This window comes from Streptomyces sp. MMCC 100, from assembly GCF_041538145.2.
In the GTDB taxonomy this organism is placed as follows: domain Bacteria; phylum Actinomycetota; class Actinomycetes; order Streptomycetales; family Streptomycetaceae; genus Streptomyces.
Map to the genome: position 1 here is coordinate 4,156,915 of NZ_JBGORK020000001.1, position 25,812 is coordinate 4,182,726.

A 25,812-nucleotide genomic window follows, 5' to 3' on the forward strand; every position below is an offset into this window, starting at 1 on the left:
GCGCGAACGCCGGGCCCGTGGGTACAGCTGTGGGGGTTCAGGAACCGCCGAGGCCGGTGGTGGCCACGGAGTTGACGATGCGGCGCTGGAAGAGGAGGAAGACCACGATCAGCGGCAGCGCGGCCAGCAGGGCGGAGGCCATGGACTGCGCGTACTGGATGCCGTAGGCGTCCTTCACGGTGGCCAGGCCCACCGGGAGGGTCATCAGGTCGGGGTCGTTGGTGACGATGAACGGCCACATGAAGTTGTTCCAGGCGCCGATGAAGACGAAGATCGCCACCGCGGCCACGATCGGCCGCGAGAGCGGCAGGACGATCGACCGGAAGACCCGGAACTCGGAGGCGCCGTCGATCCGGGCCGCCTCCTCCAGCTCCTTGGGGACGGCGTCGAAGAACCGCTTGAGGATGAAGACCATCATGGGTGCGACGACCTGGGGCAGGATGACCGCCGCGTAGGTGTCGACCATGTTGAACAGGGTCATCTGGTCGAACAGCGGCACGACGAGCAACTGCGGCGGGACCATGATGGCGGCGACGGTGACGCCGAGCAGTGCCCGGCGGCCGCGGAAGGTGCCGCGCGAGAACCCGTACGCCGCGAGGGTGGAGACCGCGACGGTGATGAGCGTGACCAAGGCGGAGATCAGGAAGCTGTTGAAGGCCCAGACGGTGACGTTCCCGCGTTCCAGTATCTGCTGGTAGGCGTCCAGGGTGAAGGCGCCCTTGAACGGGGACAGCCCGGTGGTGTTGATGTCCTCCTCGCTCTGCACCGAGGTGATGACCGCCCACAGGAACGGCAGCAGCCAGAGGACGGCGAGGACGACGAGCGCGGCTCCGGCCAGGACACGGGGCAGCCGGCCGTGGCCGAGGAGCAGGGGAGAGCCGGCCGCTTCACGGGGTGGACGGCGCCGGGTGCGGAGGGTGGTGGCGGTTGCGGACACGGTCAGTCCTCCCGGCGGAAGAGGCGGAGCTGCACGAGCGAGACGAGGACGATCAGGGCGAAGAAGAGGTACGAGACGGCGGAGGCGTAGCCGAGGCGGTAGCCCGTGAAGCCCACGTCGTAGACGTACTCCAGGACCGGCCGGGTGGAGCCGTTGGGTCCGCCCTTGGTGAGGATGTAGATCTGGTCGAACACCTTCAGGGAGGCCAGCACCTGGAGCATGGCCACCAGGCCGGTGGTCCTGCGCAGTTGCGGCAGGGTGATGGACCACAGGCGGCGCCAGGCGCCGGCCCCGTCGAGTGCGGCCGCCTCGTCGAAGGTCGTGGGCAGGGACTGGAGCGCCGCGAGGTAGAGCAGGAAGTTGAAGCCGACCGTCCACCAGACGGTGAGGGCGGCGACGGACCACATGGCGACGGACTCGTCGGACAGCCAGCCGACCGGTTCCATGCCGAGGGTGTCGAGGAGCTGGTTGGCCATGCCCAGTTCGGGCTGGTAGAGCCAGGTCCAGATCATGGTCACGACGGTCACGGGCAGCAGGTAGGGCGCGAAGAACGACAGGCGCCACGCCCACTGCCCGGCGAGTCCGCTGTGCACCAGCAGCGCCATCGCGAGCGCGACCAGCACCAGCGGGACGCTGGAGATGACGGTGAAGAAGACGGTGTTGCCGAGGCTGCTCCACACGTCCGGATCACCGAACGCCTCGGTGTAGTTGTCGAAGCCGACGAAGCTCGTGTCGCGCAGGGCGAGCGAGCTGTCGGTGAAGCTCATCCAGAGCCCCTGCACGATCGGCCACACCATGAAGAGGCCGAACACGAGCAGGAACGGCAGGACGAACACGAGCCCGTTGCCGGTGCGTATGCGGCCGAGGGCGGTGCGGCGGCCGCCCGCCGGAACAGCGGGCGAGCCGGTCTGCTCCTCGGTGCCGAGGGGTGCGGTGGTGGTCACGTCGGTCACTCCTTTCGCTGGTCAGGCCACCGGGTTGGGCTGGCTCAGCAGCGTGTCCGTCTCGCGGACCATCTGCCGCACCGCCTTCTCGGGGGTGGTGTTGCCCAGCAGCGCCGACTGGAGCGGCTGGCACATCCGGTTCTGGAAGTTGGAACCGGCGCCCGCGAACCAGTTGGGCGGGTCGAGCACCGCCACCTCGGCGGCGTCGGCGTAGGAGGACTGCGGGTCGAGCGCCGCGTACTCGGGCTCAGCGAGGACGGGCTGGTAGGCGGGGATGTGCCCGGCGCTCGCCCAGGTGAGGCTCTGCTTGAGTATCTCCGCGACGTACCGGTGGGCCTCGCGGCGCCGGGCCGGGTCGGGGCTGTCCTGGTGCGGGAGGACGAAGCTGTGGCTGTCGGTGTAGACGGCCGGCTTGTCGAAGACCTGCGGGAAGGGTGCGGCACCCAGCTCGATGCCGGACTTCTTCAGCGTCGGCAGCTCCCACTCGCCCAGCATCGTCATGCCGCCGCGACCGCTGGTGAAGGCGGCCAGTGCGCCGTTGTAGTCGAGGTTGTTCGGGTTGGTCTTCCCGTCGAAGAGCTGCGTCATGAGCGTGACGACGCGTACGGCGGCGTCGACGTCGATCTTCGGCGGGCCGCCGTCCGGCAGGTCGAACGCGGCGCCGGTCTGCGCGTAGAGGCCGGCGAACAGGCGCCAGTTCTGTGCCGTGTCGGTGACGTGGCCGAACAGGACGCCCGACTCCCCGGTCGCCTCGGCGAGGGCCTTGCCCGCCTCCAGCAGGGCCTCGGGCGAGCCCATGGGGGCCAGCTCGCCGGACGCGTCCAGGAGTCCGGCCTTCTCCGCCGCCTTCTTGTCGTAGAACACGATGAAGGGGTGGACGTCCAGCGGGATCGCGTAGACGGTCCCCTCGTGCTGGGTGCGCGACCACACGGCCGGGGTGAAGTCCTTCTCCGTGACGCCGTACTCGGCGAGCAGGTCCAGGTCGAAGGCGTCCACCAGGCCGCCGGGCGCGTAGCCCGCCAGCCGGGACAGGTGCATGGCGGCCACGTCGGAGGCCCGGCCGCCGGCCGCGGACATGGCCAGCTTGGTGTAGTACGACGGGCCCCAGTCCAGGATCGTACGGTCGACCTCGAAGCCCTTGGCTCCCCCGGCCCCCTTGGACACGGCCTCGATCATGTCGTCCATCAGCATGCCGTCGCCGCCCTGGAACAGGTCCCAGACGCTCAGCGCGGACGCCCCGGAGGCCGAGGCCGGAGAGGCGCAGCCGGACAGCGGGCCCGCGGCGAGCAGGGCCCCCGCCCCGGCCATGGCGTTGCGCAGCAACCGGCGGCGGCTGGGGCGGCGGACCGGGTCGGACACGGTCGGCACCCCCTGGGCAGGCAAACGGGAACTCATCGCGGACCTTTCGACGGCCGGAGCTCATGCGGTGGCTAGTTTTTACATCGATGTACATTGGCTGTAAAGAGCTGAGTGGAAGTGGACCTGCGCCGAAACCCTCCCGCGCACCGGGACATAGACTCGGGCAGCGCGAAGAGGCAGGGAGGTCTCCGTGGCACGGCCCAGGATCAAGGACGTCGCACGTCATGCCGGCGTTTCGGAGAAGACGGTGTCCAATGTCATCAACGACTACGCCCATGTCTCCGACCGCACCAGGCAGGTGGTGCGCGAGGCCATCGAACACCTCGGCTACCGGGTGAACCTGGCCGGCCGTCATCTGCGCAAGGGCAGAACCGGCATCATCGCGCTCGTCGTCCCGGAACTGGACATACCGTACTTCGCGGAGCTGGCCCGGCATGTCATCCGTGAGGCGGAGGAGCGGTCCCTGACCGTCCTCATCCACCAGTCCGGGGCGGATCGCGCCCACGAGCTGGCGGCGCTGGCCGGGTTCGGCTCCACCTTCGTGGACGGGATCATCCTCAGTCCGCTCGCCCTGACCGCCGACGACCTGCGGGACCGCACGGGCTTCCCGCCCACGGTGCTGCTCGGTGAGCTGCTGGAGGAGGGCGCCGACCATGTGGCCATCGACAACGAGAGTGCCGCGCGCGAGGCGACCCGCCATCTGATCGGGCTCGGGCGCCGCACCATCCTCGCCGTCGGCGGGCGCGACGACGCCGGCCTGGGGACGGCCCAGGCCCGCACCCGGGGCTATCGGGCCGCCCTGACGGAGGCGGGCATCGCCTACGATCCGGCCGCTCTGCTGCCGGTCGGCTCCTTCCGGATGCCCGACGGTGCGCAGGCCGTGGCCCGGGCGCTCTCGGAGGGCACGCGGCCCGACGCGCTGCTCTGCCTCAACGACCAGCTCGCGCTGGGTGCGTTGCGTGCCCTGCACGAGTACGGGGTCAGGGTGCCCGAGGACGTCGCCGTCATCGGCTTCGACGACGTGGAGGGCGGGAGGTTCAGCGTGCCGACGCTGAGCACGGTGGCTCCGGACAAGGCGGCGGTGGCCAAGGTCGCCGTGCAGCTGCTCCAGCACCGGATCGAGGAGGCGACGGCGCCGGACGGCGTCGAGTCGGAGGCGCAGGCGCCCCAGGACCTCGTCGTGGACCACCGGCTCGTCCTGCGGGAGAGCACGGAGGGCCACGAGCGGCGCTGACGGCCCCGTCGGCCGGAGAGAAACACGCGGGTCCCTCTCCCCACCCCGTTTACATCGATGCAATCAGGAGCCGTCAGGACGGGGGCGGACCAGGGGCTGTCAACGGGTCCAAAAATGGTATTCCATTTGCGGCAGACCCCTTGACGGTGCGGTTTGGCGAAAACTACGTTCTGTTCACCGGAAAGCCGCTTCCGCTCTGTGGAACCCTCCAACTCCCCGCACCTGATCCCAGGAGTCCCGTATGACTGCCCTGGAAGACCGCCGCTCGTCCGCCCGGGCCGGCGACACCGTCACCAGCTCCGGCCTCTACACGTACGACCTGGCCCCGACGAAGCGGGAAGGGCGCCGCTGGGGCGCCTACAACGTCTTCACGCTGTGGGCCAACGACGTGCACAGCCTGGGCAATTACGCCTTCGCCATCGGACTGTTCGCCCTCGGGCTGAACGTGTGGGGCATCCTCGCCGCCTTCGCGCTCGCCTCGGTCCTGCTCTTCCTCCTGCTCACGCTGTCCGGATTCATGGGGCACAAGACGGGCGTGCCGTTCCCCGTCATGAGCCGCATCGCGTTCGGCATCAGGGGCGCGAAGATTCCGGCCACCGTCCGGGGCGCCGTGGCCATCGCCTGGTTTGGTATCCAGACTTATCTGGCCTCCGCCGTACTGAGCGCCCTCCTGGTGGCCATGTTCCCGTCCCTGGCCTCCCTGGACACGAACTCCCTGCTCGGCCAGTCGACGCTCGGCTGGATCACCTTCCTCGCGCTGTGGGCCCTCCAGGTGCTCATCGTCAGCTACGGGATGCAGATGATCCGCCGGTACATGGCCTTCGCGGCGCCCACCACGCTGCTCACGATGTGCGCCCTCGCGGTGTGGATGTTCGTCCGGGCCGACGGCTCGGTCTCCGTGTCCATCGACGATCCGCTCACCGGCGGTGCGATGTGGCTCCAGGTGCTCCAGGCCGCCGCCCTCTGGGTGGTCATCTACGGGACGTTCGTGCTGAACTTCTGCGACTTCACCCGGTCCGCGCGCAGCCGCGGCTCCATCGTCCGCGGCAACGTGATCGGCATCCCGGTGAACATGCTCTTCTTCGCCGTCATCGTGGCGGTCCTCAGCGGAGCCCAGTTCACCCTCGACGGGCACGTGATCACCAGTCCGACGGACATCGTCAGGACCATCCCCAACATGTTCCTGCTGGCCGTCGCCTCGCTGTGTCTCATCGCCCTCACGGTGGCGGTCAACCTGCTGGCCAACTTCGTCGCGCCGATCTACGCCCTGGTCAACCTCTTCCCGCACCGGCTCGACTTCCGCCGCGCGGGTCTGGTGAGCGCGGTCCTCGGCCTGGTCATCACGCCCTGGAACCTCTACAACAGCCCGGTCGTCGTGAACTACTTCCTCGGCGGGCTCGGCGCGCTGCTCGGCCCTCTCTTCGGCGTGATCATGGCGGACTACTGGCTGCTGCGGAAGTCCCGTGTGAACGTGCCCGCCCTCTACACCGAGGACGCGGGCGCCGAGTACCACTACCGGCGCGGCTACAACCCGCGGGCCGTCGCCGCCTTCGTCCCCGCCGCCGCGATCGCCGTCGTCGTGGCCCTCGTCCCCTTCTTCCACGCCGCGGCCGGGTTCTCCTGGTTCGTCGGAGCCATCATCGCCGCGGTGCTGTACGCGCTCGTCGCCGACCGTGCCGCGCCGATCCGCGACGTGGACGGCGAGTCCATCGCCGTCGCCGCGGAATAGGCCCGCGCGCCCCCGTCGCCGTCGCGCCCCTCCCCCCGTCCGAGCAGAAGGCCCAGGCCCACCCATGCGCATCCTCGTGGTCAACGTCAACACCACGCAGTCCATCACCGACGCGATCGGCAAGCAGGCGGCCGGCGCCGCTTCCCCCGGCACCGAGATCGTGCCGCTGACACCGGCCTTCGGCGCGGAGTCCGTCGAGGGCAACTACGAGAGCTACCTCGCCGCGGTCGCGGTGATGGAGGCCGTCCGCGCCCATCCGGAGCCGTTCGACGCGGTGATCCAGGCCGGTTACGGCGAACACGGGCGGGAAGGGCTCCAGGAACTGCTCGACGTGCCCGTCGTCGACATCACCGAGGCGGCGGCGAGCACCGCGCAGTACCTGGGCCGCCGCTACTCCGTCGTCACCACCCTCGACCGTACGGTCCCTCTGATCGAGGAGCGGCTGGAGGTGGCCGGACTGAGCGCCAGGTGCGCCTCGGTGCGGGCCAGCGGGCTCGCCGTGCTCGAACTGGAGCGGGACGAACAGGCCGCCGTGGACGCCATCACCGAACAGGCCGCCCGCGCGGTCGAGGACGACCGGGCCGAGGTGATCTGCCTGGGCTGCGGAGGGATGGCCGGTCTCGCCGAACGCGTGGTGGAGCGTACCGGCGTCCCCGTGGTCGACGGGGTGGCCGCCGCCGTGACGGTCGCGGAGTCCCTGGTCCGGCTCGGCCTGTCCACGTCCAAGGTGCGCACCTACGCCCGCCCGCGTCCCAAGCGGATCGTCAACTGGCCCCCGCAGGCGGGCTGACCTGTCGTCGCGCCGTCCCGCCCCGGCCGTCCGTGGCCCCCGGGGTATTCTGACGGGCCGCCCGACCGCCGCTCCGCACGGCGCGGTCGGCGTACCGGGAACGGGAAGACAGACGAAGGACGGCGATGGCTGCGTCAGAGGGCTTCACGCCCGAGTCCGAGCGGGTCACGCGGCGGTTGCGCGACGAGATCGTCGACGGTGTGCGGGCCCCCGGCAGCCGCCTGGTCGAACGCGAACTGGCCGAGTCCCTCGGCGTGAGCCGGCTCCCCGTCCGCGAGGCCCTCAAGACCCTGGTCTCGGAGGGACTGGTGACTCCGCGGCCACGGAGCTGGGCGGTGGTGCGGGAGTTCACCACGAGCGACATCGCCGACCTGGACGAGGTCCGCTCGGGCCTGGAGACGCTGGGGTTCCGGCTCGCCGCCCAACGGCACACGCGGGAGGGGCTGGAGCGGCTCCGCGCGACGGTGGACGCCGAACTCGACGCGGCCCGCGCGAACGACGCGGTGCGGGCCCGCCGGGCGGCCGCCGACTTCCACGAGACCGTCGTCTCCCTGGCCGCGAACGAGCTGCTCAACGAGCTGGAGCGGGTCCTGCGCAGCCGGTTGCGCTGGCTGCTGGGCCAGCACGACGACCTGCTCGCCGTCGCCCTGGAACACGACGCCCTCTACCGGGCCATCGCGGCCCGCGATGTGGACCGCGTCCAGGAACTGGTACTCCATCACCTGGCGACGAGCCGCAGCGCGGCCCTGGGCCGCCACGCGCAGGAGCGGTCCTGAGTCCGTGGCGGGGCCGCCCCTGACGGTCCCGTGCGAAACGAGCTGTGCCCGCCGGTGCTCGCCTGAGGACGCCGAGCCGCGTCCGGCCCGGTGCCCTCAGGCGAGCACGGCCTCCCAGGTGTCGACCGCGAAGTGGACCGTCATACCGTTGCGGCCGTACAGCCGCGGGGCGCCCGTCGCGTTGGCGGTGTCGACGCCGAGGCCCACCGTGTCCCGGCCCCGCGCGGCGAAGTGGGCGAAGGCGTGGCGCAGGAGGAAGCCGCCCAGGCCGCGGCCCCGGGCCTCGTGCAGCACGCCGATGCCGCGGATCCAGCCCATGGCCTCGCGGTCGTCCCGGGCCAGCAGGAATCCGGCGTCGCCCAGGTCGTCGGTGCCGGCGATCCACACCAGGGACCAGTCCAGCCCCGCGGCGCCGATGTCGTCCAGCCACAGCCGGTACTCGCGCGGCCGGAAGTCGAAGTGCTGGGCGAACGACCGCTGGTACAGCTCGTGCGCCTTGACGCGGTCCGCCTCGGTGGTGCACGCCCGCACCCGCACGCCCGCCGGGGCCTCGGGCGGGAGGTCGGCCGCCGGGTCCAGCGCGCGGCGCAGTACGTGGTGGGTGCGCACGACACTCCAGCCGCGCTCGGTGAGGAGCGCGGTGTCGGTCGTGGGCCGGGCGTTGAGGTGCAGGTGGACGACGGCACGCTCCGCGCCGTTCGCCCGTGCCGTGGCCAGGGCGCGGGCCTCCATGGCTTCGAGCATGCGCAGCCCGGCCCGCTGGTGCTCGGGCAGCACGTAGTGGTCGATGTCGACGCGCTCCCCGCCGGACTCGTCCCACAGCAGCCCGTACGCCACCAGCCGGCCTCCCTCGAAGGCGAGCCACGAGTCCCGGGTCAGATCCGTCCGCGGGTGCTTCAGGTCGGCTTCGACGGTGTGCTGGTCGGTCTCGGGGCGGCCGATCTCGATCCGGTCTGTCTCGTTGAGGAGTTCGGTGATGGCGGGGGCGTCGGCGAGCGTGGCCGGCCGCAGGTCGGCAGGGGGCATGAGGAGCAGGGTCGGGGACGGCGGTGGGTGACCGCAACGGATATTCCGCCGGACGCGACACGAAGACGTGGCTCGAAGGCTTGGCGCGAAGACGTGGTCCGAAGACCTGGCACGAAGACGTAACCCGACGTAGCCCGAGGACGTGGTCCCAAGACGTGGTCCGCAGACGTAGGACGGCGAACCGGGGGCATACGGATGGCCCGAGGCCTTCTCCCCCGTCGACCCACGGGAGTTCCCTGTGACGCCGAGCCTGCGCACCGCCCGTGCGTGCCGTGCCGCCGCCGTGCTCCTTCTCGCCGCCGCCGGATACGCGGCCGCCCACCACCCCTGGCTCGCCCTGCCCGGCCTGTACGCCGCCGCCGTGTTCGCCTGGTGCGCCGCACGTGAGGGCGCGCTGCACCGGCGAAGCGTCGCTCTGGCACAGCGGGCCGAGCGTTTGGGCCGCCCTCACCCGCGGCAGCCGCTCGGGGCGGTTCTCGAGCCGTGCTGCGCGTTCTGGCGGCACTCCTACGGCGCCGACCACGGCCCGGAGTGCACCCGCCCCGCCGCCGCCCGCGTCCCGGTCCAGGACGACTGCTGCGAGCGGTGGTGGACCTCTCTGGGCACACGGCACGACGCGTCGTGCCGTCGGCACACCGGTGCCCCGGACCAGGACCGCGCCCGCCCGGCCCCCCAGTAGGGGCGGCTGCGGACGCGGTCCGGGTTCCGGTTCCGGGTGGGGATGGCTCACTCGACGGCCCCGGAGACCGCGCCCGAACCGGCGTCGGTGGAACCCCGCCTCGTCGTCCGCGCGAGCACGGCGGCAGCCGCGGGCCCGAGGACGGTCAGGGACTGAGCGGTTCCCGTCCCAGCGCCGTGCGCAGGGCCAGCGGGGTGGCGGCGGCCCAGGCCTGCGGTGAGCAGGAGTGGGGGTAGGGGACCGGGGCGGCGGTGGCGGAGCGGTCGTAACCGGCGAGGACCTCGGGCAGCCGGTGGCCGTGGTGGGCTGCCGCCGCGACGAGACCCCCGGCGACGGTGCGCACCTCGGCGGTGAGGCCCTGGCGGGCCAGCCCCAGGGCGATGACCGCGTTGTCGTGCGGCCAGGCACTGCCCCGGTGGTACGACAAGGGGTGATACGGGCGCTGGCCCGCGGCGAGGGTGCGGATCGCCCAGCCGGAGAAGAAGTCCGGCTCCAGCAGCCGCCGGCCCACCCGTCGGGAGCGCTCCGCGTCGAGGATGCCCGACCAGAGCAGGTGCCCGGCGTCCGAGGCCAGCGCGTCGACCTGGCGGCCGTCCCCGTCCAGGGCGAGGGCGGGGAAGTCCGCCTCCGCCATCCAGAAGTCGGCGGTGAAGCGGTCCCGCAGCCGGGCGGCGATCTCGCGCAGCCGGTGTGCGTAGGGCGCGTCCCGCCAGACGCCGTCGGCGAGTCGGGCCGTGCGCAGGAGTGCGTCGTAGGCGTAGCCCTGCGCCTCGCAGACCGCGACGGGGCCCTCGGCCTGGGTTCCGTCGCTGAAGCAGACGGCGCCGGCGGAGTCCTTCCAGTTCTGGTTGACCAGCCCGCCCGGGTCGGGGCTGTACACGAGGTACCCGTGCTTCTCCAGGCCGCCGTCGGTGAGCATCCAGTCCACGGCCCGCCGGGCGTGCCGTTCCAGGCGCTCGGCCAGGGCCCGGTCGCCGGTCACCTCGTGGTGGGCGTGGAGCAGGACGAGGAAGAGCGGGGTGGCGTCGACGGCCCCGTAGTACCGGCCGTACGGGACCTGCCGGAAGTGGGCGAGTTCGCCGTGCCGGGTCTCGTGGACGATGCGTCCGGGCTGCTCGCCGCTGAAGGGGTCGTGCCGCTGTCCCTGGGTGGCGGCGAGCGCGCTGAGGACGGCGGCGGCCGTCGCGGGCCGGTACGGCAGCAGGAAGTACGCGGTCAGCAGCGAGTCGCGGCCGAACAGGGTGAGGAACCACGGGATACCGGCGGCCGGGACGCGCACGTCGTCACCGTCGACGCCGGGGACCGGGATGGTGAGCAGATCGAGGTCGGCGAGACCTCGTTCGCAGGTCCGCGTCAGATCGTCCGCCGCGGATTCGTGCCGTCGCGGACGCGGCGCGGCGCCGGGGGCGGCGGGCAGGGGCCGTCCGTGCGGGTGTGCGCGGACGGTCAGGTGCAGGTCGGCCCGGCCGTGTGCGTCGAGGGGCAGGTGCCAGGTCAGGGTCCTGGCGGTGGCTCCCTGCGGTTCCGTCGGCGCGGGCGCCGCCGTGTCCGGGGCCGGACGGCAGGTGAGTTCCGTCCGGGCGTGCCAGTCGGCTCGCCGGTAGCTGAACAGCAGCCCGTCGTCCGTGTCGTGGGTCGCGTGCTCCGCGCCGGGCTTGACGTAGTGGCGGTCGTCGGCGCGGAGTTCGAAGAGGTCGGCGAAGTCGGCGTCGACGGTGAGGTCGAGGCGGGCGGTCACGGGTTCGGGCCGGTTGCCGACCAGGCTCAAATGTTCGGTGAAGGTGCCCTCGGTGACGCTCTGCCGCCGGAAGACCGTGTACGCGGGCGGGTGGTCGCGGGTGCCCTCGGGGGTCAGCACGCAGGCGGCCGTGTCGTCGTCCTCCGGCGTGGCGGGCACCAGTGCGGTGGGCGCGGTGCCGTCGACGGTGAGGCGCCAGCGGCTGAGGTGCCGGGCGTCCTGGAAGAACAGCCCGTCGGGCGCCGATCCGCGGACACCGCTGATCTCGCCGTCGGTGCCGAGGCGCACGAAGGTGGCGTCGCGGACCAGTTGGACGCGGGGGTCGGCCGCGGTCATGGCAGGGGCTCCATCGAGTCGTGGTCCATCGGGTCGGGGCCCACCGGGTCGTGGTCCGTGCGGTCGTGGTCCGTGCGGTCGTGCTCCGCCGGGTCGGCGCTCAGCAGGTCGAGCGTGAGGGCCGCGGTCCAGGAGAAGTGCCGGGTGCCGCAGGCCGCGCCGGTGGTGGGGGCGACGTACTCGGCGAACCCGGAGCGTCCGGCCTCGGCGAGGAATCCGGCGCGCAGGCGTTCGGCGTCCGGTGCGAGGCCGTGGGTGCGCAGCCCGCGCTCGATCAGCCAGGCCGTGTTGAACCAGGCGGGACCGCGCCAGTACCGGGTGGGGTGGAAGGCGTGCCCGGTGAGGTCGTAGCTGGGGACCAGGTCGGTGGCCGGCGCGCTGAAGTGCGGTCCGGTGAGCGTGGCGTGCAGCCGCCGGACGACGTCCCGCGGCAGGTGCGGGACCAGGAGCGGGATCAGTCCGCTGACGGTCCGCTCGTCGACCGGTGTGCCGCAGTGCAGGTCGCGCACGCGGAACAGGCCGGCCTCCTCGTCCCAGAGCCGGTCCACCAGCGCCCGGGTCAGCTCGGCGGCCCGCTCGGTGTGCCGCCGTGCGGGCCGCCCCAGTTCGCGTGCCATGGCGGCCAGGGCCAGTTCGCTCACGATCAGCAGTGCGTTGAAGGCCGGGTCCTCCACGGCGAACCGGTGCCGTACGACACGGTCGTCGTAGCCCGCTTCCCGGTATTCGGTGGCCAGCCGGACGTACCGGCCGTAGTCGAGGTCGGTGGGCCGGTCGGCGGGGTGGCCGTGGTCGAGGTCGGCGCGCCGGAAGGCGTCGGGCGGGCTGGGTTCGACCCGCTTCAGGGCCCGGTCCCAGCTGGGGCTGTTGTCCATGCCGGGTTCCCACGGGTGGACGACGGCCGCGAGGCCGCCCCCGCCGAGGTCGCGGCGGTCGAGCAGGTAGTCGTGCCAGGCGGCGAGCCTCGGCCGGACCCGGGCGAGGAAGCCGCGGCGCCGGGACTCGGCCGGGTCGGCCCGGTGGACGAGCCAGGCGGCCAGGGCGTGCACGGGCGGCTGGACGATGCCGGAGGTCTCGACGGACGAGGGGGCGCCGGCGGCCCGGCCCGCCGTGGAGGAGCGCCAGAAGTCGGGACTCGGGAAGTAGGCGTCGTGCGGCAGGGCGGGGTTGAAGACGATGTGGGGCACGCGTCCGTCGGCCCACTGCGCGGCCAGCAGGGACTCCAGTTCCCGCTGGGCGCGGCGCACCGAGAGGTGGCGCAGTCCGATGGCGACGAAGGCGGAGTCCCAGCTCCACTGGTGCGGGTAGAGGGTGCGGGAGGGGACGGTGGAGGCGCCGGTCCAGTTGTCGATGAGGACCCGCGCCGCACCGCGCCGCAGGGTCAGGTCCGCGGGCGCGGTGGGCGCGGGCCGGTCCAGGAGGTCCAGGGGGGAGTTCACGCGCCCGACCTCTTGAGGAAGGCGGGGACGGAGCGCACGGCCTGGACGGGGTCGCCGGTCAGCCGGGATTCGAGGGCGAGGTGGCCGTCGTAGCCGGCGGTGTGCAGGGCGCTGAGCCAGGCGGGCCAGTCGAGGTGTCCGGCGCCGGGCTGGAAGCGGTTGGAGTCGGAGACCTGGGCGTGGCCGATGACGTCGGCGTGGGCGACGATCGCGGCCGCGGGGTCGGTCTCCTCGATGTTCATGTGGTAGCTGTCGATGCCGATACGGACCGAGTCCAGGCCGACGGCGCGGATCAGGTCGGCTGCCTGGTCGAGCCGGTTGACCATGTGGTCCTCGTAGCGGTTGAGCGGCTCCAGGAAGAGCGTGACGCCCTCCTTGCGGGCGTGCTCGCCGAGTTCGGTGAGCCCGGCGAGGAGCACCTCGCGGTCCTCCTCCTCGGTGCGCGGCGGCTCGAAGGGCGGCAGCCGGCGGGAGAACATGCCGTACGAGGCGGGGGTCTGGGCGCCCACTCCGCCGATCTCGGCGATCACGCTGAGCTGCGACTTCATCTGGGCGACGGCGTCGCGGCGCAGCTCCTCGTCGAAGGCGCCGAGGAAGTGCGGCATGTCGACGCAGACGGTCGGCATGACGACCCCGTCCTCGCGGGCCTGCCTCAGTTCCTCGCGCCGGGAGGCGAAGTGGAAGTCGCCCTTGCCGCGCAGTTCGATCGCGTCGTAGCCGGCCTGCTGCGCGAAGTCCCACTTGGCCTGCAGGGTGTCTCCGGGCAGGAGTTGTTCCTGGACGGCGGTCTTGAGCATGGGGGGCCTTTCGAAATGTCCGGTCTCGGGAGCCGGTCTCAGAATTCCAGGACGACCTGCAGCGCCTCGGCGGGCCGCTCGTCCAGCAGTACGTAGGCGTCTGCGGCGTCGGCGACGGGGACGACGTGGCTCACCAGGGAGTCGACGTCCACCTGGCCCTCGGCGACCAGACGCAGGAAGGTCTGCTGGAGGCGTTCGACACTCCAGCGGTTCGACAGCTGGGGCGGGACGCCGCCGATCTGGGAGCAGACGAGCTGGACCCGGTTGTGGTGGAACTCGTCGCCGAGGCGCAGGCCGATGCCGTCGCCCTGGTAGAAGCCGGAGGCCACCACCCGGCCCCCGGCGGCGACCGAGCGCAGCGCCTCGTGCAGGGCCGGGTAGGCGCCGCTGATCTCGATGGCGAGGTCGGCACCGAGGCCGCCGGTGGCCTCGCGGACGCGTTCGGCGACGGCGTCGGTGCGGGCGTTGAGGGTGTGCTGGGCACCGTAGTGCTTCGCGGTCTCCAGGCGGCCGTCGAGGGCGTCGACGGCGGTGACGCGGGCGCCGCTGAGCCGGGCGAGCCGCGTGGTGAGCAGACCGATGACGCCCTGCCCGAACACGGCGACGTCCTCGCCGAGGTGGATGTCACCGGCCAGGACGGCGTTGTACGCGATGGCGCCGACCCGGGCGAAGGCACCGGCCAGCGGTTCGAGGCCGGCCGGCAGGGTGTGGCCGACCATGCGCTCGGCGGGGACGATGCCCTCGCTGCGGTGGCCCCAGATGCCCCAGACCAGGTCGCCGGGGACCGGCAGGCCCGGGGTGCCGGCCAGCTCCGGGGAGACCTCGACGACCTCGCCGACCTCGGAGTAGCCCCAGCCGGCCACCGGGTACTCGATGCCGGGCGCCCCGTCGCGGAACAGGCGCGCCTCGGGGTCCCAGGTCCGGGTCAGGTACGGGTTGGTGCCGCGGTAGGCGGTCAGCTCGGTGCCGGCCGAGATGCCCGAGTAGCGGGTGCGGACCCGCAGGTGACCGGGCGGCAGTTCGGCCCTGGTGTGCTCGGCCACCTCCACCTGGCGGGGCCCGGTGAACTGGACGACGCGCTCCACGGGCGACGCGGACGACACCGGCGACACGGATGACACGGGCTGCACGGGCGGCACGGATGACACGGACGGCTCCGGAAGGGTTGCTGATGCGGTTGCGTCGACAATATCCGCAACTTATGTCTTGTCAACAAGCAAAAGTGATGCTGTGATGCGTGGCGAGCAGACGTAAGCCGGAACGAGGACACTCAATGCGCATCAGGACCCTGCGGTCGAGGACGATCGCGGTCGGCGTCACGGCAGCCTTGGGAATCGGGTTGCTCTCGGGCTGCGCGAGCAGCACCGGGCCCGGCAAGCCGGACCGTGAGATCACGGTCTGGTCGCAGGAGAACCTGCCCGACCGCGTCGCCGCGACGCAGAAGGTCATCGACGGGTTCGAGAAGAAGACCGGCGTCAAGGTGAAACTCGTCGGGGTCGACGAGGGGCAGATGCCGCAGCTCATCATGTCGGCGGCGGCCTCGGGCACCCTGCCCGACGTCATCGGCGCCGCGCCGATGGGCCAGGTCTGGCAGATGTACAGCAACGGCCTGCTGAACACCGACATCCCGAAGCGGATCGTCGACGGGCTCGGGCGCGACACCTTCAACGCCAACGCGCTGGAGCTGACGTCCGACGGCGGCACCAGCCTCGGTGTGCCCTCCGACGCCTGGCTCCAGCTGCTGGTCTACCGCAAGGACCAGTTCGGGCAGAAGGACCTGCCCGCCCCCGACACGTACGCGAAGGCGCTGGCCGCCGCCGAGGCGCTCACCACCAAGGGGCACGACGGCATCTCGGCGGCGACCGATCCCAGCGACGTCTTCACCTCCCAGAGCTTCGAGAGTCTCGCCCTGGCCAACGACTGCCAACTGGTCGACGACCGGCACGAGGTCGCCCTCGAATCCCCGCGCTGCGAGGAGGCCTTCCGCGCCTACGACCAGCTGGCCCGCGCCTACGGCGCCCCGGGCACCCAGACCGTGGACTCCACCCGCGCGACCTACTTCGCGGGCCGGTCCTCCATGGTGATCTGGTCCTCGTTCCTGCTCGACGAACTCGCCGGACTGCGCAAGGACGCCCTGCCCAGCTGCCCCCAGTGCGCGAAGGACCCCCAGTACCTGTCGGACAACAGCGGCATCGTCACCGCCATGCGGGGCCCCGACGCCGAGGACGCGGCCCAGTTCGGCGAGATCACGTCCTGGGTGACCACCAAGACGGCCGAGACGGCGGCGTCCCGCGAGTTCATCGAGTACATGATGGGCACCGGCTACGAGTCCTGGTTCGGCATGGCGCCCGAGGGCAAGATCCCGGTCCGCAAGGGCACGGCCGCCGAACCCGAGCGCTACCTGGACGCCTGGCGGCACAGCGACATCGGCGTGGACACCCGCAAGCCCCTGGACGAGGTCTTCCCCAAGACCCTGCTGGACCAGCTCGCCGACGGCGTCAGCAACATGCGCCGCTGGGGCATCACCCAGGGCGAGGGTGCCCTCGTCGGTGCCACCAACGGCGAACTGCCCGTGCCGAAGGCCGTCGGCGCCATGACCAGCGGTCAGAGCTCCCCGTCCGAGGCGGCGCGCGACGCCGACGAAGAGGTCGCCGCCCTCAAGAAGTCCCTGCAGTAGCCGCCCGCCGCCTGCACATCACGAAGGTCTCTCATGCCCACAGCCCCAGCCGGCGCACCGCAGCGCCGGGACACCAGCCCCCGGTCCACGGACCGGCCCGCCGCATCGGGCCGCCGCCCGCTGACCGCGAGCCGGCGCGCCAACCGCGCGGGACTCGCGTTCGTCTCCCCCACCTTCCTCGTCGTCCTCGTGGTGGTCGTGCTGCCCATCGCGTGGACCGTGCTGCTGGCCTTCCAGAAGGCCAGGCTCGTCGACATCCAGGGCATGGGCCTGTTCGGCAACTGGTCCCTGGACAACTTCTCGCAGGTCTTCGACTCGGCCGGCTTCTGGTCCAGCCTCGGCACCACCCTGCTGTACACCGCGGGCGCCACGCTCGGCTCAGTGGTCCTCGGCCTGGTCGCCGCGCTCGCCCTGCGCAAGCCGTTCAGGGGCCGCGGACTGCTGCGCGCGGCGATGCTGCTCCCGTACGTCGCGCCGGTCGTCGCCGTGGCCTTCGTCTGGGAGGTCGCGCTCAGCCCGCAGTACGGCGTGGTCAACGACTGGGGCCGCCGGCTGTTCGGCTGGGACGACCCGATCGCCTTCCTGTCGACCCGGGAATACGAAGTCGACCTGCTGGGGCTGCACTTCGACATCCCCCCGGCGCTGCTGACCGTCATCGTCTTCGAGTGCTGGCGGTACTTCCCCTTCGCCTTCCTGTTCATCCTGGCCCGGTTGCAGGCGGTGCCCGACACCCTGGAGGAGGCCGCGCTGGTCGACGGCGCCACGCCGACCCAGCGGTTCCGGCACGTGCTGCTGCCCCAGCTGATGCCGGTGATCGCGCTGCTGTGCGTGCTGCGCTTCATCATGACGTTCAACAAGTTCGACGACGTCTACCTGCTCACCGGCGGCGGCGCCGGCACCGACGTGGCCGCCGTACGCGTCTACGACTTCCTCACCGCCCGCTACGACGTGGGAGCGGCGGCCGCGCAGGCGCTCGTCCTGGCGCTCTCGCTGATGATCCTGCTGGGCTTCTACTTCAAGTTCTTCGGCAACAAGGTCCAGGAGGAAGCGTGACCGGCAAGACGGCCCTGACCCGGGCCCGGTTCGAGGAGAGGTTCTTCGGCGTCGCGCGCTGGATCGTCATCGCGTTCCTCGCCGTGATCACCCTCCTGCCGTTCTACTACATGGTGCTGCTGTCGCTGAAGCCCATCGACGCGCTCCTGCTCGACCCCGGCTCCCTGTGGATCTCGGCCAAGGACTTCACCCTCTCCACCTACCGGGACGTGCTGCGCTCCACCGACGACGGCGGCCAGGGCTTCCTGAAGTTCCTGCTCAACTCCGCGCTGGTCTCGCTCGGCACGGTGGTGCTGACCCTCGTGGCCGCCGTGCCCGGCGCCTACGCGGTGAGCCGGCTGAAGTTCTTCGGCCACCGTCAGGTCAGCGCGCTCTTCCTGGCCGTCTACCTCTTCCCGGCGACACTGCTGGCCGTGCCGCTCTTCGTGATCTTCGCGAAGATCGGCCTCTCCTCCAGCCTGGTCGGCCTCGCCGTCGTGTACGTCGCGCAGACCGTGCCGGTGTCGATCTACATGCTGAAGAACTACCTCGTCACCATCCCCGCCTCCATCGAGGAGGCGGCGGCGCTCGACGGATGCTCCCGCCTGCAGACCGTGCGCAAGGTGATTCTGCCGCTGGCCCTGCCCTCGCTCATGGCGACCGGCCTGTACGTCTTCATGATCGCCTGGAACGAGTTCCTCTTCGCGCTGCTGTTCCTGGCCGCCGACCCCGGTCAGTGGACCGTCTCCCTGGGCCTGGCCCAGCTGTCCAACGGCATCGAGGTGCCCAAGACCGTCCTCATGGCCGGTTCCGTGGTGCTGACGATCCCCGTGGTACTTCTGTTCTTCGCCGCCGAACGCCTGCTCACCGAGGGGCTGACCAGCGGCGCCGACAAGAGTTGAGCCGTGGGGGACTCCATGATGACGTCAAGTCAGGCCAGCGCCGGCGAACTGCTGCACCTGATCCGCAGCGGCCGCGCCAACACGCGGGCCGACCTCCAGCAGGCGACCGGCCTGTCCCGCTCCACCGTCGGGCAGCGCCTCGACCTGCTCAACCGCGCCGGGTGGCTGCGCCACAGCACGGGTACCTCCACCGGCGGACGCCCCTCGCACCGGATCGTCTTCGACCCCGGCCACGCCTCGGTCATCGCCTTCGACCTGGAGACCCGCCACGCCCGCGCCGCGGTGCTCGACCTGGCCGGCAACATCCTGGCCGAGCACACCGGTCCGATGGACGTCGGCGCGGGCCCCGACCGTGTCCTGGAGCGGCTCGCCGACTGGTTCCCGGACCTGATCGCCGCGGCCGGTGTCCCGGCGTCCCACGTGGCGGGCATCGGCCTGTCGGTACCCGGTCCGGTCGACTGGGAGTCCGGGCGGGTGATCGAGCCGCCCATCATGCCCGGCTGGGACCGCTACCCCATCCGGGAGCGGCTGCAGGAGGCGTACGCGGCCCGCCTCGGCCTGGATCCGGCGGCCGCCGAGGCCGTGCCGGTCCTCGTGGACAACGACGCCAATCTCATGGCACTGGCCGAACACCAGGCCAACCACCGCGACTGCGCCTCCTTCGTGCTGCTGAAGGTGTCCACGGGCATCGGCGCGGGCGTCGTCATCGGCGACCACCTCTACCGCGGCATCGACGGCGGGGCGGGCGACATCGGGCACATCCGCCTGCACGACCGGTCCGACGCACTGTGCATGTGCGGCTCCCACGGCTGCCTCGCGGCCGTGGCCAGTGGGCGGGCGATCGCCAGGGAACTGGCCGCCCTCGGCCAGGACACCACGTCCGGACGGGATGTCAGGCGGCTGCTCAACGAGGGGCACCCCGACGCGGTCCGGCTGGCCCGGGAGGCGGGACGACGGGTGGGCGAGGTCCTGGTGACCGTCGTGACCCTGCTCAATCCCGGGGTCCTCATGATCGCCGGAGAGCTGGCCGGGGTGCCCTTCCTCACCGGGGTGCGGGAGTTGGTCTACCAGCGGGCGATGCCCCGCGCGACCGCCAACCTCCAGGTCGTCACCTCGCGGCTCGGCGACCACGCGGGCCTCGTCGGGGCCGCCGCCATGGTCGTGGAGCACCTCTACTCCCCCGCCGGCGCCGACGCCCGGCTCGAACGCCTCGCCTCATGACCGCCGCCCGTCGTCCCCGACGGGTCGCCGGGTGACCTTCGAAGACAGGAACGCCGTGACCGCTGTCCCCGCCCCCTGGACCGACCGGCCCGTCGAGGTCGGGCTCGTGGGTGCCGGCCCCTGGGCCCGCGCCATGCACGCCCGGGTGCTCGCCGCCGGGCCGGAGACCCGGCTCACCGCGGTCTGGGCCCGCCGTACCGAGGCCGCCCGCGAGACCGCCGCCCCCTACGCCGCTCATGTCGCAGCCGGCTTCGAGGAGTTGCTGGACCACTGCGAGGCCGTGGCGTTCGCCGTGCCGCCCGCCGTCCAGGCCGAGCTGGCGCCGCTGGCGGCGAAGCGGGGCAAGGACCTGTTGCTGGAGAAGCCGCTCGGACCCGATCTGGCCGCGGCCCGTCGCGTGGCCGACGCCGTCGCCGAGGCCGGGGTCGTCTCCCAGCTCGTACTGACCAAGCGCTATCACCCGGCCACCCGGGCCTTCCTCGAAGCCGCCCGCTCCTTCGAGGCGACCGGGGCGCGCTCCTGCTACCTCCACGGCGCCTTCCTGCAAGGGGAGTTCGCCACCGGTTGGCGCCTGGAGCACGGCGCCCTGCTCGACCTCGGCCCCCATCTGCTCGACCTGCTGGACGCCGCGGTCGGCCCGGTCACCGCCGTCCGCGCCACGGGCGACCCGCGCCGTTGGGTGGAACTGACCTGCGAACACGAGAACGGCGCCGTGAGCCAGGCCTCGCTGTCCGGTTCCGTGGCCGTCCCCCGCGCGCTGACCCGCGTCGAACTCTTCGGTCCCGCCGAGCCGCTGGTCTACGACACGGCCGGCATCGACCACGAGGAGTGCTGGCCCGTCCTGCGCCACGACTTCGCGACGGCCGTCCGCACCCGTACGCCGACGCCGGTCGACGCCGGACGCGGCCTGTACCTGCAGAGCCTCCTCGACCGGGTCGTGTACGGCTAGGAGGGGTCATATGGGTGGTCATGGGAGGGGTCAGTCGACGACGGCGGTGGCCTCGACCTCGATCAGGTGCTCGGGCACGTCCAGGGCCGCGACGCCCAGCAGGGTGGCCGGCGCGACCGGGGCCACCCCCAGCCCGGCGGCCGCCCGCTCGATGCCCTCCAGCAGGAGGGGCATCTTGTCCGGCGTCCAGTCGACGACGTGGACGTTCAGCTCGGCGACGTCCGCGGCGGGCCTTCGGCGCAGGGACTCCCCCGGCGCCGGATATCTCCTCGGACATCGTCGACAAGTGGCCCTACCGAACGGCACTTTGCCTTTTCTTTGCCTCTCGGGAACCCTGTGGTCCCCGGGCGCGTTCATCGTGGTGACCGCGGGAGATCGCGGCCGAGGACAGACCGATACGCAGCGACAGAAGCCGAGGTGGCACGAGTGGCGATGTGGGACAAGATCAAGGACCAGGCCAAGACCTTCCAGCAGTCCCAGGGCACTCGAGGAGCGAGCGGATCCGGCCAGGGATCGCACGGACCCTCGGGGGGCGGCAGGCCGGGCTCGTCCTCCGGCGGTTCGAAGGCCCAGCTGATCGGGATGTTCAAGTCCCAGCTCGCCTCGGCCAAGAACGAGCTCAAGAGCGGCGCCTACCGGGACGCCAGCATGGCCATGTGCGCACTGGTCGCCGCCGCGGACGGCCGGGTGGAACCGGCGGAGCGGCAGCGCGTGGAGGAGCTGATCGTCTCCAACGAGGTGCTGCAGAACTTCCCGGCGGACCAGCTCCGCCAGCGGTTCAACCAGCACGTGGACCGGCTCCTCGCCAACTTCGAGCAGGGGAAGGCCGAGGCTCTCCAAGTGATCGCCAAGGCCGCCAAGAAGCCCGCGGAGGCCCGTGCGGTCGTCCAGACCGGCATGGTCGTCGCCGGTGCCGACGGGTCCTTCGAGCAGTCCGAGCAGTACGCGATCCGCGAGGCCTGCACCGCGCTGAACATCCCGCCCACGGAGTTCGGCGTCTGATCACCCGTCGGCCCGGCGCCGGTGCGCCGCGACCCGCTCCCGGGTCGCGCAGCGACGTGAGCAGTAGCGGCGCTCCGGACCGCTCCCCCGGGCGATGAAGACGTTCCGGCAACCGCCGGAGGCGCAGACCCTGCCGGGTGCGCGTTGACGGTCCCAGACCAGGACCGTCAACGCCAGGCAGGACGAGGCCAGGAACCATTCCGGCCACGGCGCGTCGTCGTCGTGGTCGAGGTGGGGGTGCCAGGGAGAACCACCCTGGTGGGACGTCAGGCGCAGGCGCCCCGTGTGCGCGCCGAGGAGACGGTTCAGGACGTGCGCGGCGGCGTCGGCGGACTCCGCCGCGAAGACCTCCCGCAGCAGGACGGCGGCCTCGCGCATCCCGTCGACGTCACGGACGGTGAGGTCGAGGGGATCGTTCTCACCGTAGGCGCGCAGCACCTCGGCGACCGCGTCGGGGGCGGGGCCCCGGACGGCGTCGGGAGAGCCCGCGCCGAGCACGTTGACGAGGGCGGCGGTGCGCCGCGCCGTGGACAGCACGGAGTGCCTCGTGGACCAGTCGTCGTCGGGGGTCAGGGTGTCGCGAGGAGAGGGCACCGGCCGAATGTAACGCATATTGCGGAGTTTTGAGTTACCTCCGTAACGTCTCTGCGGTGCCAAAGAGTTACTCGATACGCTTCTATCTGGCCGGGGCCACGGCGGCGCGCGCCGGGGACGAGATGTCGGGACCGGCGCTGCTGCTGGCGGGCCTCGCCGTCACCGGTTCGACGACGGACGCGGCGACGCTGCTCGCGGGCCTCACGGTCTCCGCCGCGATCGGCGGGCCGCTGCTGGGGGCGCTCCTGGACCGGGCGGTGCGACCGGGTCGCCTCCTGGCCGGTGCGCTCGCGCTGTACGCGACGGGGCTGATGGTGATCCTCGCGGGACTCGGCCGCCTCCCCATGGCCTGCACCGTCCCGCTCGCGGTGCTCACGGGGCTGCTGGGCCCGGCGCTGTCGGGCGGCTGGACCGCGCAACTCCCCCGCGTGACGACGGACGCGGGGCTGCCCAGGGCCAACGCGCTGGACGCGATGACCTTCGGCGTGGCGAGCCTGGCCGGTCCGGCCCTGGCCGGGGGCGCGGCAGAGCTGCTGGGAGCCTCCACGGCGGTCGCGTTCTCCGTGGCGCTGATCACGGCAGCCGTGCCCGCCGCGTGGCGGCTGCCCGCGCGCACCGCCCCGGGCCAGGACACGCGACCGGCCCGGGTGGCCGGCGCCCTCGCCGCCGGGTTCCGGGTCGTCCTCCGGCGTCCGCTCCTCGCCCGGGCGACCGTCACCTCGGTCGTCTCCTGCGTCGCCCAGGGCATGCTGGCGGCCTGCGTCCCGCTCCTCGGCGCACAGCTGCTCGGCGCGGCCGGGCGCGGCGTCCTGCTGTTCTCCTGCGCGGCGGTCTCCGGCCTGGCGGCCAACGCCGCCCTCGCACGGCATCCACGCGCCGTCGCCCCGGACACGCTCGTCCGGGCGGGCGCCCTGATCCAGGCCGCCGCGCTGACCCTGGCGGCGACGGGCCGGCCGGTGGCCCTCGTGGTCGCCGTGCTCGTCCTCGGCGTCGGCGAAGGCCCCCAGCTCACGGCGCTCTTCGCGGTACGCCACCGGGAGGCACCGGAGCACCTGCGGGGCCAGGTCTTCACCCTCGGGGCCAGCCTCAAGATCACCGCGTTCGCCCTGGGCGTGGCCGTCGCCGGTCCCCTCGCCACCTGGTCCCTGCCGGGCACGCTGACGGTGGCGGCGGGCACGGCTGCGGGCGGGGCGCTGGTCGGCGCTCCGATCGGTCGCGTGTTCCGGCGATGAGTGAGGCCGCTTCGGACCTCACACGGCGCGACGGCCGTCGGCCGGGAAAGCGTTTGACGGCTGTCCGCGTCGAAGGGTCGGATGAGGGCCATGAGTTCAGGGCAGACGCATCCGGACCTGTGCCGCGTCGACGACCGTCTGGTACGGCGCCTGATCGACGGGCAGTTCCCGCGGTGGGCGGGGCTGCCCGTCGAGCGCTTCCCCTCCGGCGGCACGGTCAACGCCATGTACCGGCTGGGCGAGGACATGGTCGTACGGCTGCCGCTGATCGAGGGCGGCGCGGCGGACGTGGCGACGGAGCGGGCGTGGCTGCCCCGGCTGTCGCCCCTGCTCCCCACCGCCGTGCCCGAGGTGCTCTCGGAAGGGGTGCCGACCGACGGCTACCCGTGGCCCTGGTCGGTCTACCGCTGGCTGCCCGGGGAGATCCCCGAGGCCGATGCGCTGACCGATCCCGTGCCGCTGGCTCAGGATCTGGCCGCCTTCGTGGCGGCGATGCGCAGCATCACCCTGACCCACGCGCCGAAGGCGTACCGCGGCGGGCCGCTCGCCGCGCTGGACGGGCCGACGAGGGCCGCGCTCGACGAACTGCGCGGCCTGCCCGAGGAGGGCGTCGACTGCGACACGCTGGCCGCGGTGTGGCAGGACGCGCTGCGCGCCCCGGTCTGGCAGGGGCCACCGCGCTGGCTGCACGCGGACCTGATGCCGGGCAACCTGCTGGTGGACGGCGGCAGGCTGTCCGCGGTGATCGACTTCGGGTGCATGGGCGTGGGCGATCCGGCCTGCGACCTCTTCCCGGCGTGGAATCTGCTGCCGCCCGGAGCGAGGGAGGTCTTCCGCGAGGCACTCGGCGTGGACGACGCGACCTGGCGGCGTGGCCGGGGCCGCACCCTCTCCCAGGCACTGATCGCCCTGCCGTACTACCGGAAGACCAACCCCGCGATGGCCGGCAACGCCCGCCACGTGATCCGGGCGGTGCTGACGGAGGCGGAGGGCCGCTAGGCAGTTTCGTTCGGACCAGGTGGTGGGGACCGGATCGATGGACAAGGAAGACGCGTCCGACTGGACGTTGATCTCGCCCCAGTCACCCAGGATCTTGCAGCTGTCCTCGAGCGAACACTACGCCGGCTGACGCGGAGTCAGGTCGGTTCGCCCGTACGCGGCGACCAGCAGCACTCGGTCCTCCAGCGGCAGGCTCCGGGGCAGGCCCCCTACGGACCGGAGCTGCACCCTCGCACCGCAGTGCGGTGACCAGCCGTCGAAGGTCAAGGCTCAGGCGCGGGCTCCCAGACGAACCCCGCGACGAGTTCGCGCACGTACGCCTCGTCCGTACCGGGAATCGAGAAGACCACCCGGAAGTAGAGCGGGGCGACGATTCGGTCCAGAACCTGTTCCAGGGACGGGGGTGCGTCGCCGCGCTCCCGTGCCGTGGCGAGTACGGGGCGGAAGCGCTCGCCGACTCTGCGCAGGCACTCACGCAGTCCCTCGTGTCGCTCATCGACGTCCGGTGCGACCTCGGCGCGGAAGAACGCGATGCCACCGGGCCGGGAGAGCTCCGCCAGCGTCCAGACCGCCTGGTTCTCCAGGTCGGTGCGCAGGTCGCCGACGAGCGGGGGCGCGTCGGCCTCGCTGCGGTGCTGGGCGACGTCGGCCAGGAGCGCGGCGAGCGTCCCCCAGCGCCGGTACAGCGTGCTGGAGTTGACCCCCGCGCGCTCAGCCACGGCGGGGAGGGTCACCTGGTCGGCCCCGCGCTCAGCCACCAGCGCGACCGCGGCGCCGTGCACGGCGGCACGGACGCGGGTGCTGCGGCCGCCGGGCCGCTTCGTCGATGCGTCAGCGTTCACCCCTCCACTCTAAAGCAAAGAGTTGCGCCTTAATCGGCAGTGCACCTACAGTCGCACTAAAGCAGAAGTCATCGCTTTAAAGCCACGAAGGGAACCCCATGTCCAACAACGAAGCCGCCCTCGCTCTCGGGCGCGACTTCCACCAGGCCCTCGTCTCAGGCGACTGGGGCGGTATCCGAGCCCTGCTGCACGACGACGCCACCTGGACCCTTCCCGGCGACAACACCATCTCCGGCACAGCCGACGGCGCCGACGCAGTGGTGGAGCGCGCTCAGCGGATCGCGTCGTACGGCCTCGATTTCAAACTGCTGCACCTTCTGGTCAGCAGGGAGAACCTGGCGCTCTCGCTGCACAACACCGCCCGCCGGGAGGACGTCGTGCTGGACGAACACCTGGCCACCGTCTGCCGGCTCCGCGACGGAAAGATCGCGAGTATCGAGACCTATCTCTCCGACGTGCCCGGAATGAACGCCTTCTTCGTCTGACGACTCCCGGCCTGGGCTTTGACCTCGATCAGCCCCTCGCTCCTCTGCGACCAGGCTTCCGGCCGGGGGCTGACTCACGTTCAGCTCCGAGTCCCA

Annotated in this window: 24 protein-coding genes and 2 pseudogenes; 14 read left to right on the top strand and 12 right to left on the bottom strand. The window is 72.0% G+C overall.

Annotation, left to right across the window (positions count from 1 at the left end; all coding sequences use genetic code 11):
- Positions 1-37 precede the first annotated feature (37 nt).
- The 3 genes from ABS735_RS19340 to ABS735_RS19350 are packed head-to-tail and all read right to left on the bottom strand — an operon-like array spanning position 38 to position 3,276.
- The gene (locus ABS735_RS19340; RefSeq protein WP_373903163.1) at positions 38-937 is read right to left on the bottom strand and encodes a carbohydrate ABC transporter permease; all 900 of its coding nucleotides are present in this window, start codon (positions 935-937) and stop codon (positions 38-40) included.
- 2 nt (positions 938-939) lie between these two features.
- Positions 940-1,881 (bottom strand): carbohydrate ABC transporter permease, encoded by a 942-nt coding sequence (locus ABS735_RS19345; RefSeq protein ID WP_373903162.1) that lies wholly within the window; start codon positions 1,879-1,881, stop codon positions 940-942.
- A gap of 21 nt (positions 1,882-1,902) precedes the next feature.
- Complete coding sequence (locus tag ABS735_RS19350; protein ID WP_373903161.1) at positions 1,903-3,276, bottom strand: extracellular solute-binding protein; 1,374 nt, start codon at positions 3,274-3,276, stop codon at positions 1,903-1,905.
- A gap of 154 nt (positions 3,277-3,430) precedes the next feature.
- Between ABS735_RS19350 and ABS735_RS19355 the strand changes: the two genes are divergently transcribed.
- The 4 genes from ABS735_RS19355 to ABS735_RS19370 all read left to right on the top strand — a co-directional run bounded on the left by ABS735_RS19355 (position 3,431) and on the right by ABS735_RS19370 (position 7,769).
- Entirely contained in the window at positions 3,431-4,474 is a 1,044-nt protein-coding gene (locus ABS735_RS19355; RefSeq protein ID WP_373903160.1) for a LacI family DNA-binding transcriptional regulator, read from the top strand.
- Positions 4,475-4,715: 241 nt separating this feature from the next.
- Positions 4,716-6,203: an NCS1 family nucleobase:cation symporter-1 gene (locus tag ABS735_RS19360; RefSeq protein ID WP_373903159.1), complete on the top strand. Its 1,488-nt coding sequence runs from the start codon at positions 4,716-4,718 to the stop codon at positions 6,201-6,203.
- 64 nt (positions 6,204-6,267) lie between these two features.
- Positions 6,268-6,993 (top strand): aspartate/glutamate racemase family protein, encoded by a 726-nt coding sequence (locus ABS735_RS19365; RefSeq protein WP_164415378.1) that lies wholly within the window; start codon positions 6,268-6,270, stop codon positions 6,991-6,993.
- 125 nt (positions 6,994-7,118) lie between these two features.
- Positions 7,119-7,769, top strand: coding sequence for a GntR family transcriptional regulator (locus ABS735_RS19370; RefSeq protein ID WP_373903158.1), 651 nt, complete (start codon positions 7,119-7,121; stop codon positions 7,767-7,769).
- Between the two features lie 96 nt (positions 7,770-7,865).
- Here the strand turns inward: ABS735_RS19370 and ABS735_RS19375 are convergent, their stop codons facing one another.
- A complete protein-coding gene (locus tag ABS735_RS19375) occupies positions 7,866-8,795 on the bottom strand; it encodes a GNAT family N-acetyltransferase (protein ID WP_373903157.1) in 930 nt (309 codons plus the stop codon).
- 238 nt (positions 8,796-9,033) lie between these two features.
- Here ABS735_RS19375 and ABS735_RS19380 point away from each other — a divergent pair, with 238 nt between their 5' ends.
- Positions 9,034-9,474, top strand: coding sequence for a hypothetical protein (locus ABS735_RS19380; RefSeq protein ID WP_373903156.1), 441 nt, complete (start codon positions 9,034-9,036; stop codon positions 9,472-9,474).
- 145 nt (positions 9,475-9,619) lie between these two features.
- Here the strand turns inward: ABS735_RS19380 and ABS735_RS19385 are convergent, their stop codons facing one another.
- The 4 genes from ABS735_RS19385 to ABS735_RS19400 are packed head-to-tail and all read right to left on the bottom strand — an operon-like array spanning position 9,620 to position 14,866.
- Entirely contained in the window at positions 9,620-11,548 is a 1,929-nt protein-coding gene (locus ABS735_RS19385; RefSeq protein ID WP_373903155.1) for an amylo-alpha-1,6-glucosidase, read from the bottom strand.
- Complete coding sequence (locus ABS735_RS19390; protein ID WP_373903154.1) at positions 11,545-12,984, bottom strand: MGH1-like glycoside hydrolase domain-containing protein; 1,440 nt, start codon at positions 12,982-12,984, stop codon at positions 11,545-11,547. Before ABS735_RS19390 ends, ABS735_RS19385 begins: the two co-directional genes overlap by 4 nt.
- Positions 12,981-13,781: a sugar phosphate isomerase/epimerase family protein gene (locus tag ABS735_RS19395; protein ID WP_373903153.1), complete on the bottom strand. Its 801-nt coding sequence runs from the start codon at positions 13,779-13,781 to the stop codon at positions 12,981-12,983. Before ABS735_RS19395 ends, ABS735_RS19390 begins: the two co-directional genes overlap by 4 nt.
- Before the next feature lie 38 nt (positions 13,782-13,819).
- Positions 13,820-14,866 carry a zinc-dependent alcohol dehydrogenase gene (locus tag ABS735_RS19400; protein WP_373903425.1) on the bottom strand — a complete coding sequence of 349 codons (1,047 nt, stop codon included), beginning with the start codon at positions 14,864-14,866 and terminating at the stop codon, positions 13,820-13,822.
- A gap of 188 nt (positions 14,867-15,054) precedes the next feature.
- Between ABS735_RS19400 and ABS735_RS19405 the strand changes: the two genes are divergently transcribed.
- From ABS735_RS19405 to ABS735_RS19425, 5 genes are read left to right on the top strand one after another with little or no spacing between them, the layout of a single operon-like run.
- Positions 15,055-16,458 carry an ABC transporter substrate-binding protein gene (locus ABS735_RS19405; RefSeq protein WP_373903151.1) on the top strand — a complete coding sequence of 468 codons (1,404 nt, stop codon included), beginning with the start codon at positions 15,055-15,057 and terminating at the stop codon, positions 16,456-16,458.
- 33 nt (positions 16,459-16,491) lie between these two features.
- Positions 16,492-17,511, top strand: coding sequence for a carbohydrate ABC transporter permease (locus tag ABS735_RS19410; RefSeq protein ID WP_373903150.1), 1,020 nt, complete (start codon positions 16,492-16,494; stop codon positions 17,509-17,511).
- The gene (locus tag ABS735_RS19415; protein WP_104632835.1) at positions 17,508-18,392 is read left to right on the top strand and encodes a carbohydrate ABC transporter permease; all 885 of its coding nucleotides are present in this window, start codon (positions 17,508-17,510) and stop codon (positions 18,390-18,392) included. The genes ABS735_RS19410 and ABS735_RS19415 overlap by 4 nt, the downstream gene beginning before the upstream one ends.
- 18 nt (positions 18,393-18,410) lie before the next feature.
- Entirely contained in the window at positions 18,411-19,613 is a 1,203-nt protein-coding gene (locus ABS735_RS19420; RefSeq protein ID WP_373903424.1) for an ROK family transcriptional regulator, read from the top strand.
- A 55-nt stretch (positions 19,614-19,668) separates the two neighbouring features.
- Entirely contained in the window at positions 19,669-20,562 is an 894-nt protein-coding gene (locus ABS735_RS19425) for a Gfo/Idh/MocA family protein (protein WP_373903149.1), read from the top strand.
- 30 nt (positions 20,563-20,592) lie between these two features.
- Here the strand turns inward: ABS735_RS19425 and ABS735_RS19430 are convergent.
- Positions 20,593-20,784: pseudogene (locus tag ABS735_RS19430) on the bottom strand (RidA family protein); the annotation flags it as partial.
- Between the two features lie 204 nt (positions 20,785-20,988).
- On the opposite strand from ABS735_RS19430, the gene ABS735_RS19435 reads away from it, so the two are divergent.
- Positions 20,989-21,564 carry a tellurite resistance TerB family protein gene (locus ABS735_RS19435; RefSeq protein ID WP_373903148.1) on the top strand — a complete coding sequence of 192 codons (576 nt, stop codon included), beginning with the start codon at positions 20,989-20,991 and terminating at the stop codon, positions 21,562-21,564.
- Here ABS735_RS19435 and ABS735_RS19440 read toward each other — a convergent pair whose 3' ends face one another.
- On the bottom strand, positions 21,565-22,176 hold the full coding sequence (locus ABS735_RS19440) for a CGNR zinc finger domain-containing protein (RefSeq protein WP_373903147.1): 612 nt from the start codon (positions 22,174-22,176) through the stop codon (positions 21,565-21,567).
- A 38-nt stretch (positions 22,177-22,214) separates the two neighbouring features.
- On the opposite strand from ABS735_RS19440, the gene ABS735_RS19445 reads away from it, so the two are divergent.
- Positions 22,215-23,390: an MFS transporter gene (locus ABS735_RS19445; protein WP_373903146.1), complete on the top strand. Its 1,176-nt coding sequence runs from the start codon at positions 22,215-22,217 to the stop codon at positions 23,388-23,390.
- A 90-nt stretch (positions 23,391-23,480) separates the two neighbouring features.
- Positions 23,481-24,389 carry an aminoglycoside phosphotransferase family protein gene (locus ABS735_RS19450; protein WP_373903145.1) on the top strand — a complete coding sequence of 303 codons (909 nt, stop codon included), beginning with the start codon at positions 23,481-23,483 and terminating at the stop codon, positions 24,387-24,389.
- Positions 24,390-24,509: 120 nt separating this feature from the next.
- Here ABS735_RS19450 and ABS735_RS19455 read toward each other — a convergent pair.
- A pseudogene (locus ABS735_RS19455) lies at positions 24,510-24,645 on the bottom strand (IS5/IS1182 family transposase); the annotation flags it as partial.
- A 7-nt stretch (positions 24,646-24,652) separates the two neighbouring features.
- The gene (locus ABS735_RS19460; protein WP_373903144.1) at positions 24,653-25,231 is read right to left on the bottom strand and encodes a TetR/AcrR family transcriptional regulator; all 579 of its coding nucleotides are present in this window, start codon (positions 25,229-25,231) and stop codon (positions 24,653-24,655) included.
- 98 nt (positions 25,232-25,329) lie between these two features.
- Here ABS735_RS19460 and ABS735_RS19465 point away from each other — a divergent pair, with 98 nt between their 5' ends.
- Entirely contained in the window at positions 25,330-25,716 is a 387-nt protein-coding gene (locus tag ABS735_RS19465) for a nuclear transport factor 2 family protein (RefSeq protein WP_373903142.1), read from the top strand.
- Positions 25,717-25,812: the final 96 nt, after the last annotated feature.

What these genes read in the sequence shown, in the direction of transcription:
- ABS735_RS19385 (WP_373903155.1), bottom strand. Translation starts at nt 11,548, where the DNA reads ATGACCGCGGCCGACCCCCGCGTCCAACTGGTCCGCGACGCCACCTTC.
- ABS735_RS19395 (WP_373903153.1), bottom strand. Translation starts at nt 13,781, where the DNA reads ATGCTCAAGACCGCCGTCCAGGAACAACTCCTGCCCGGAGACACCCTG.
- ABS735_RS19440 (WP_373903147.1), bottom strand. Translation starts at nt 22,176, where the DNA reads ATGCGTTACATTCGGCCGGTGCCCTCTCCTCGCGACACCCTGACCCCC.
- ABS735_RS19420 (WP_373903424.1), top strand. Translation starts at nt 18,411, where the DNA reads ATGACGTCAAGTCAGGCCAGCGCCGGCGAACTGCTGCACCTGATCCGC.
- ABS735_RS19405 (WP_373903151.1), top strand. Translation starts at nt 15,055, where the DNA reads ATGCGCATCAGGACCCTGCGGTCGAGGACGATCGCGGTCGGCGTCACG.
- ABS735_RS19360 (WP_373903159.1), top strand. Translation starts at nt 4,716, where the DNA reads ATGACTGCCCTGGAAGACCGCCGCTCGTCCGCCCGGGCCGGCGACACC.
- ABS735_RS19375 (WP_373903157.1), bottom strand. Translation starts at nt 8,795, where the DNA reads ATGCCCCCTGCCGACCTGCGGCCGGCCACGCTCGCCGACGCCCCCGCC.
- ABS735_RS19370 (WP_373903158.1), top strand. Translation starts at nt 7,119, where the DNA reads ATGGCTGCGTCAGAGGGCTTCACGCCCGAGTCCGAGCGGGTCACGCGG.
- ABS735_RS19350 (WP_373903161.1), bottom strand. Translation starts at nt 3,276, where the DNA reads ATGAGTTCCCGTTTGCCTGCCCAGGGGGTGCCGACCGTGTCCGACCCG.
- ABS735_RS19410 (WP_373903150.1), top strand. Translation starts at nt 16,492, where the DNA reads ATGCCCACAGCCCCAGCCGGCGCACCGCAGCGCCGGGACACCAGCCCC.
- ABS735_RS19465 (WP_373903142.1), top strand. Translation starts at nt 25,330, where the DNA reads ATGTCCAACAACGAAGCCGCCCTCGCTCTCGGGCGCGACTTCCACCAG.
- ABS735_RS19450 (WP_373903145.1), top strand. Translation starts at nt 23,481, where the DNA reads ATGAGTTCAGGGCAGACGCATCCGGACCTGTGCCGCGTCGACGACCGT.
- ABS735_RS19365 (WP_164415378.1), top strand. Translation starts at nt 6,268, where the DNA reads ATGCGCATCCTCGTGGTCAACGTCAACACCACGCAGTCCATCACCGAC.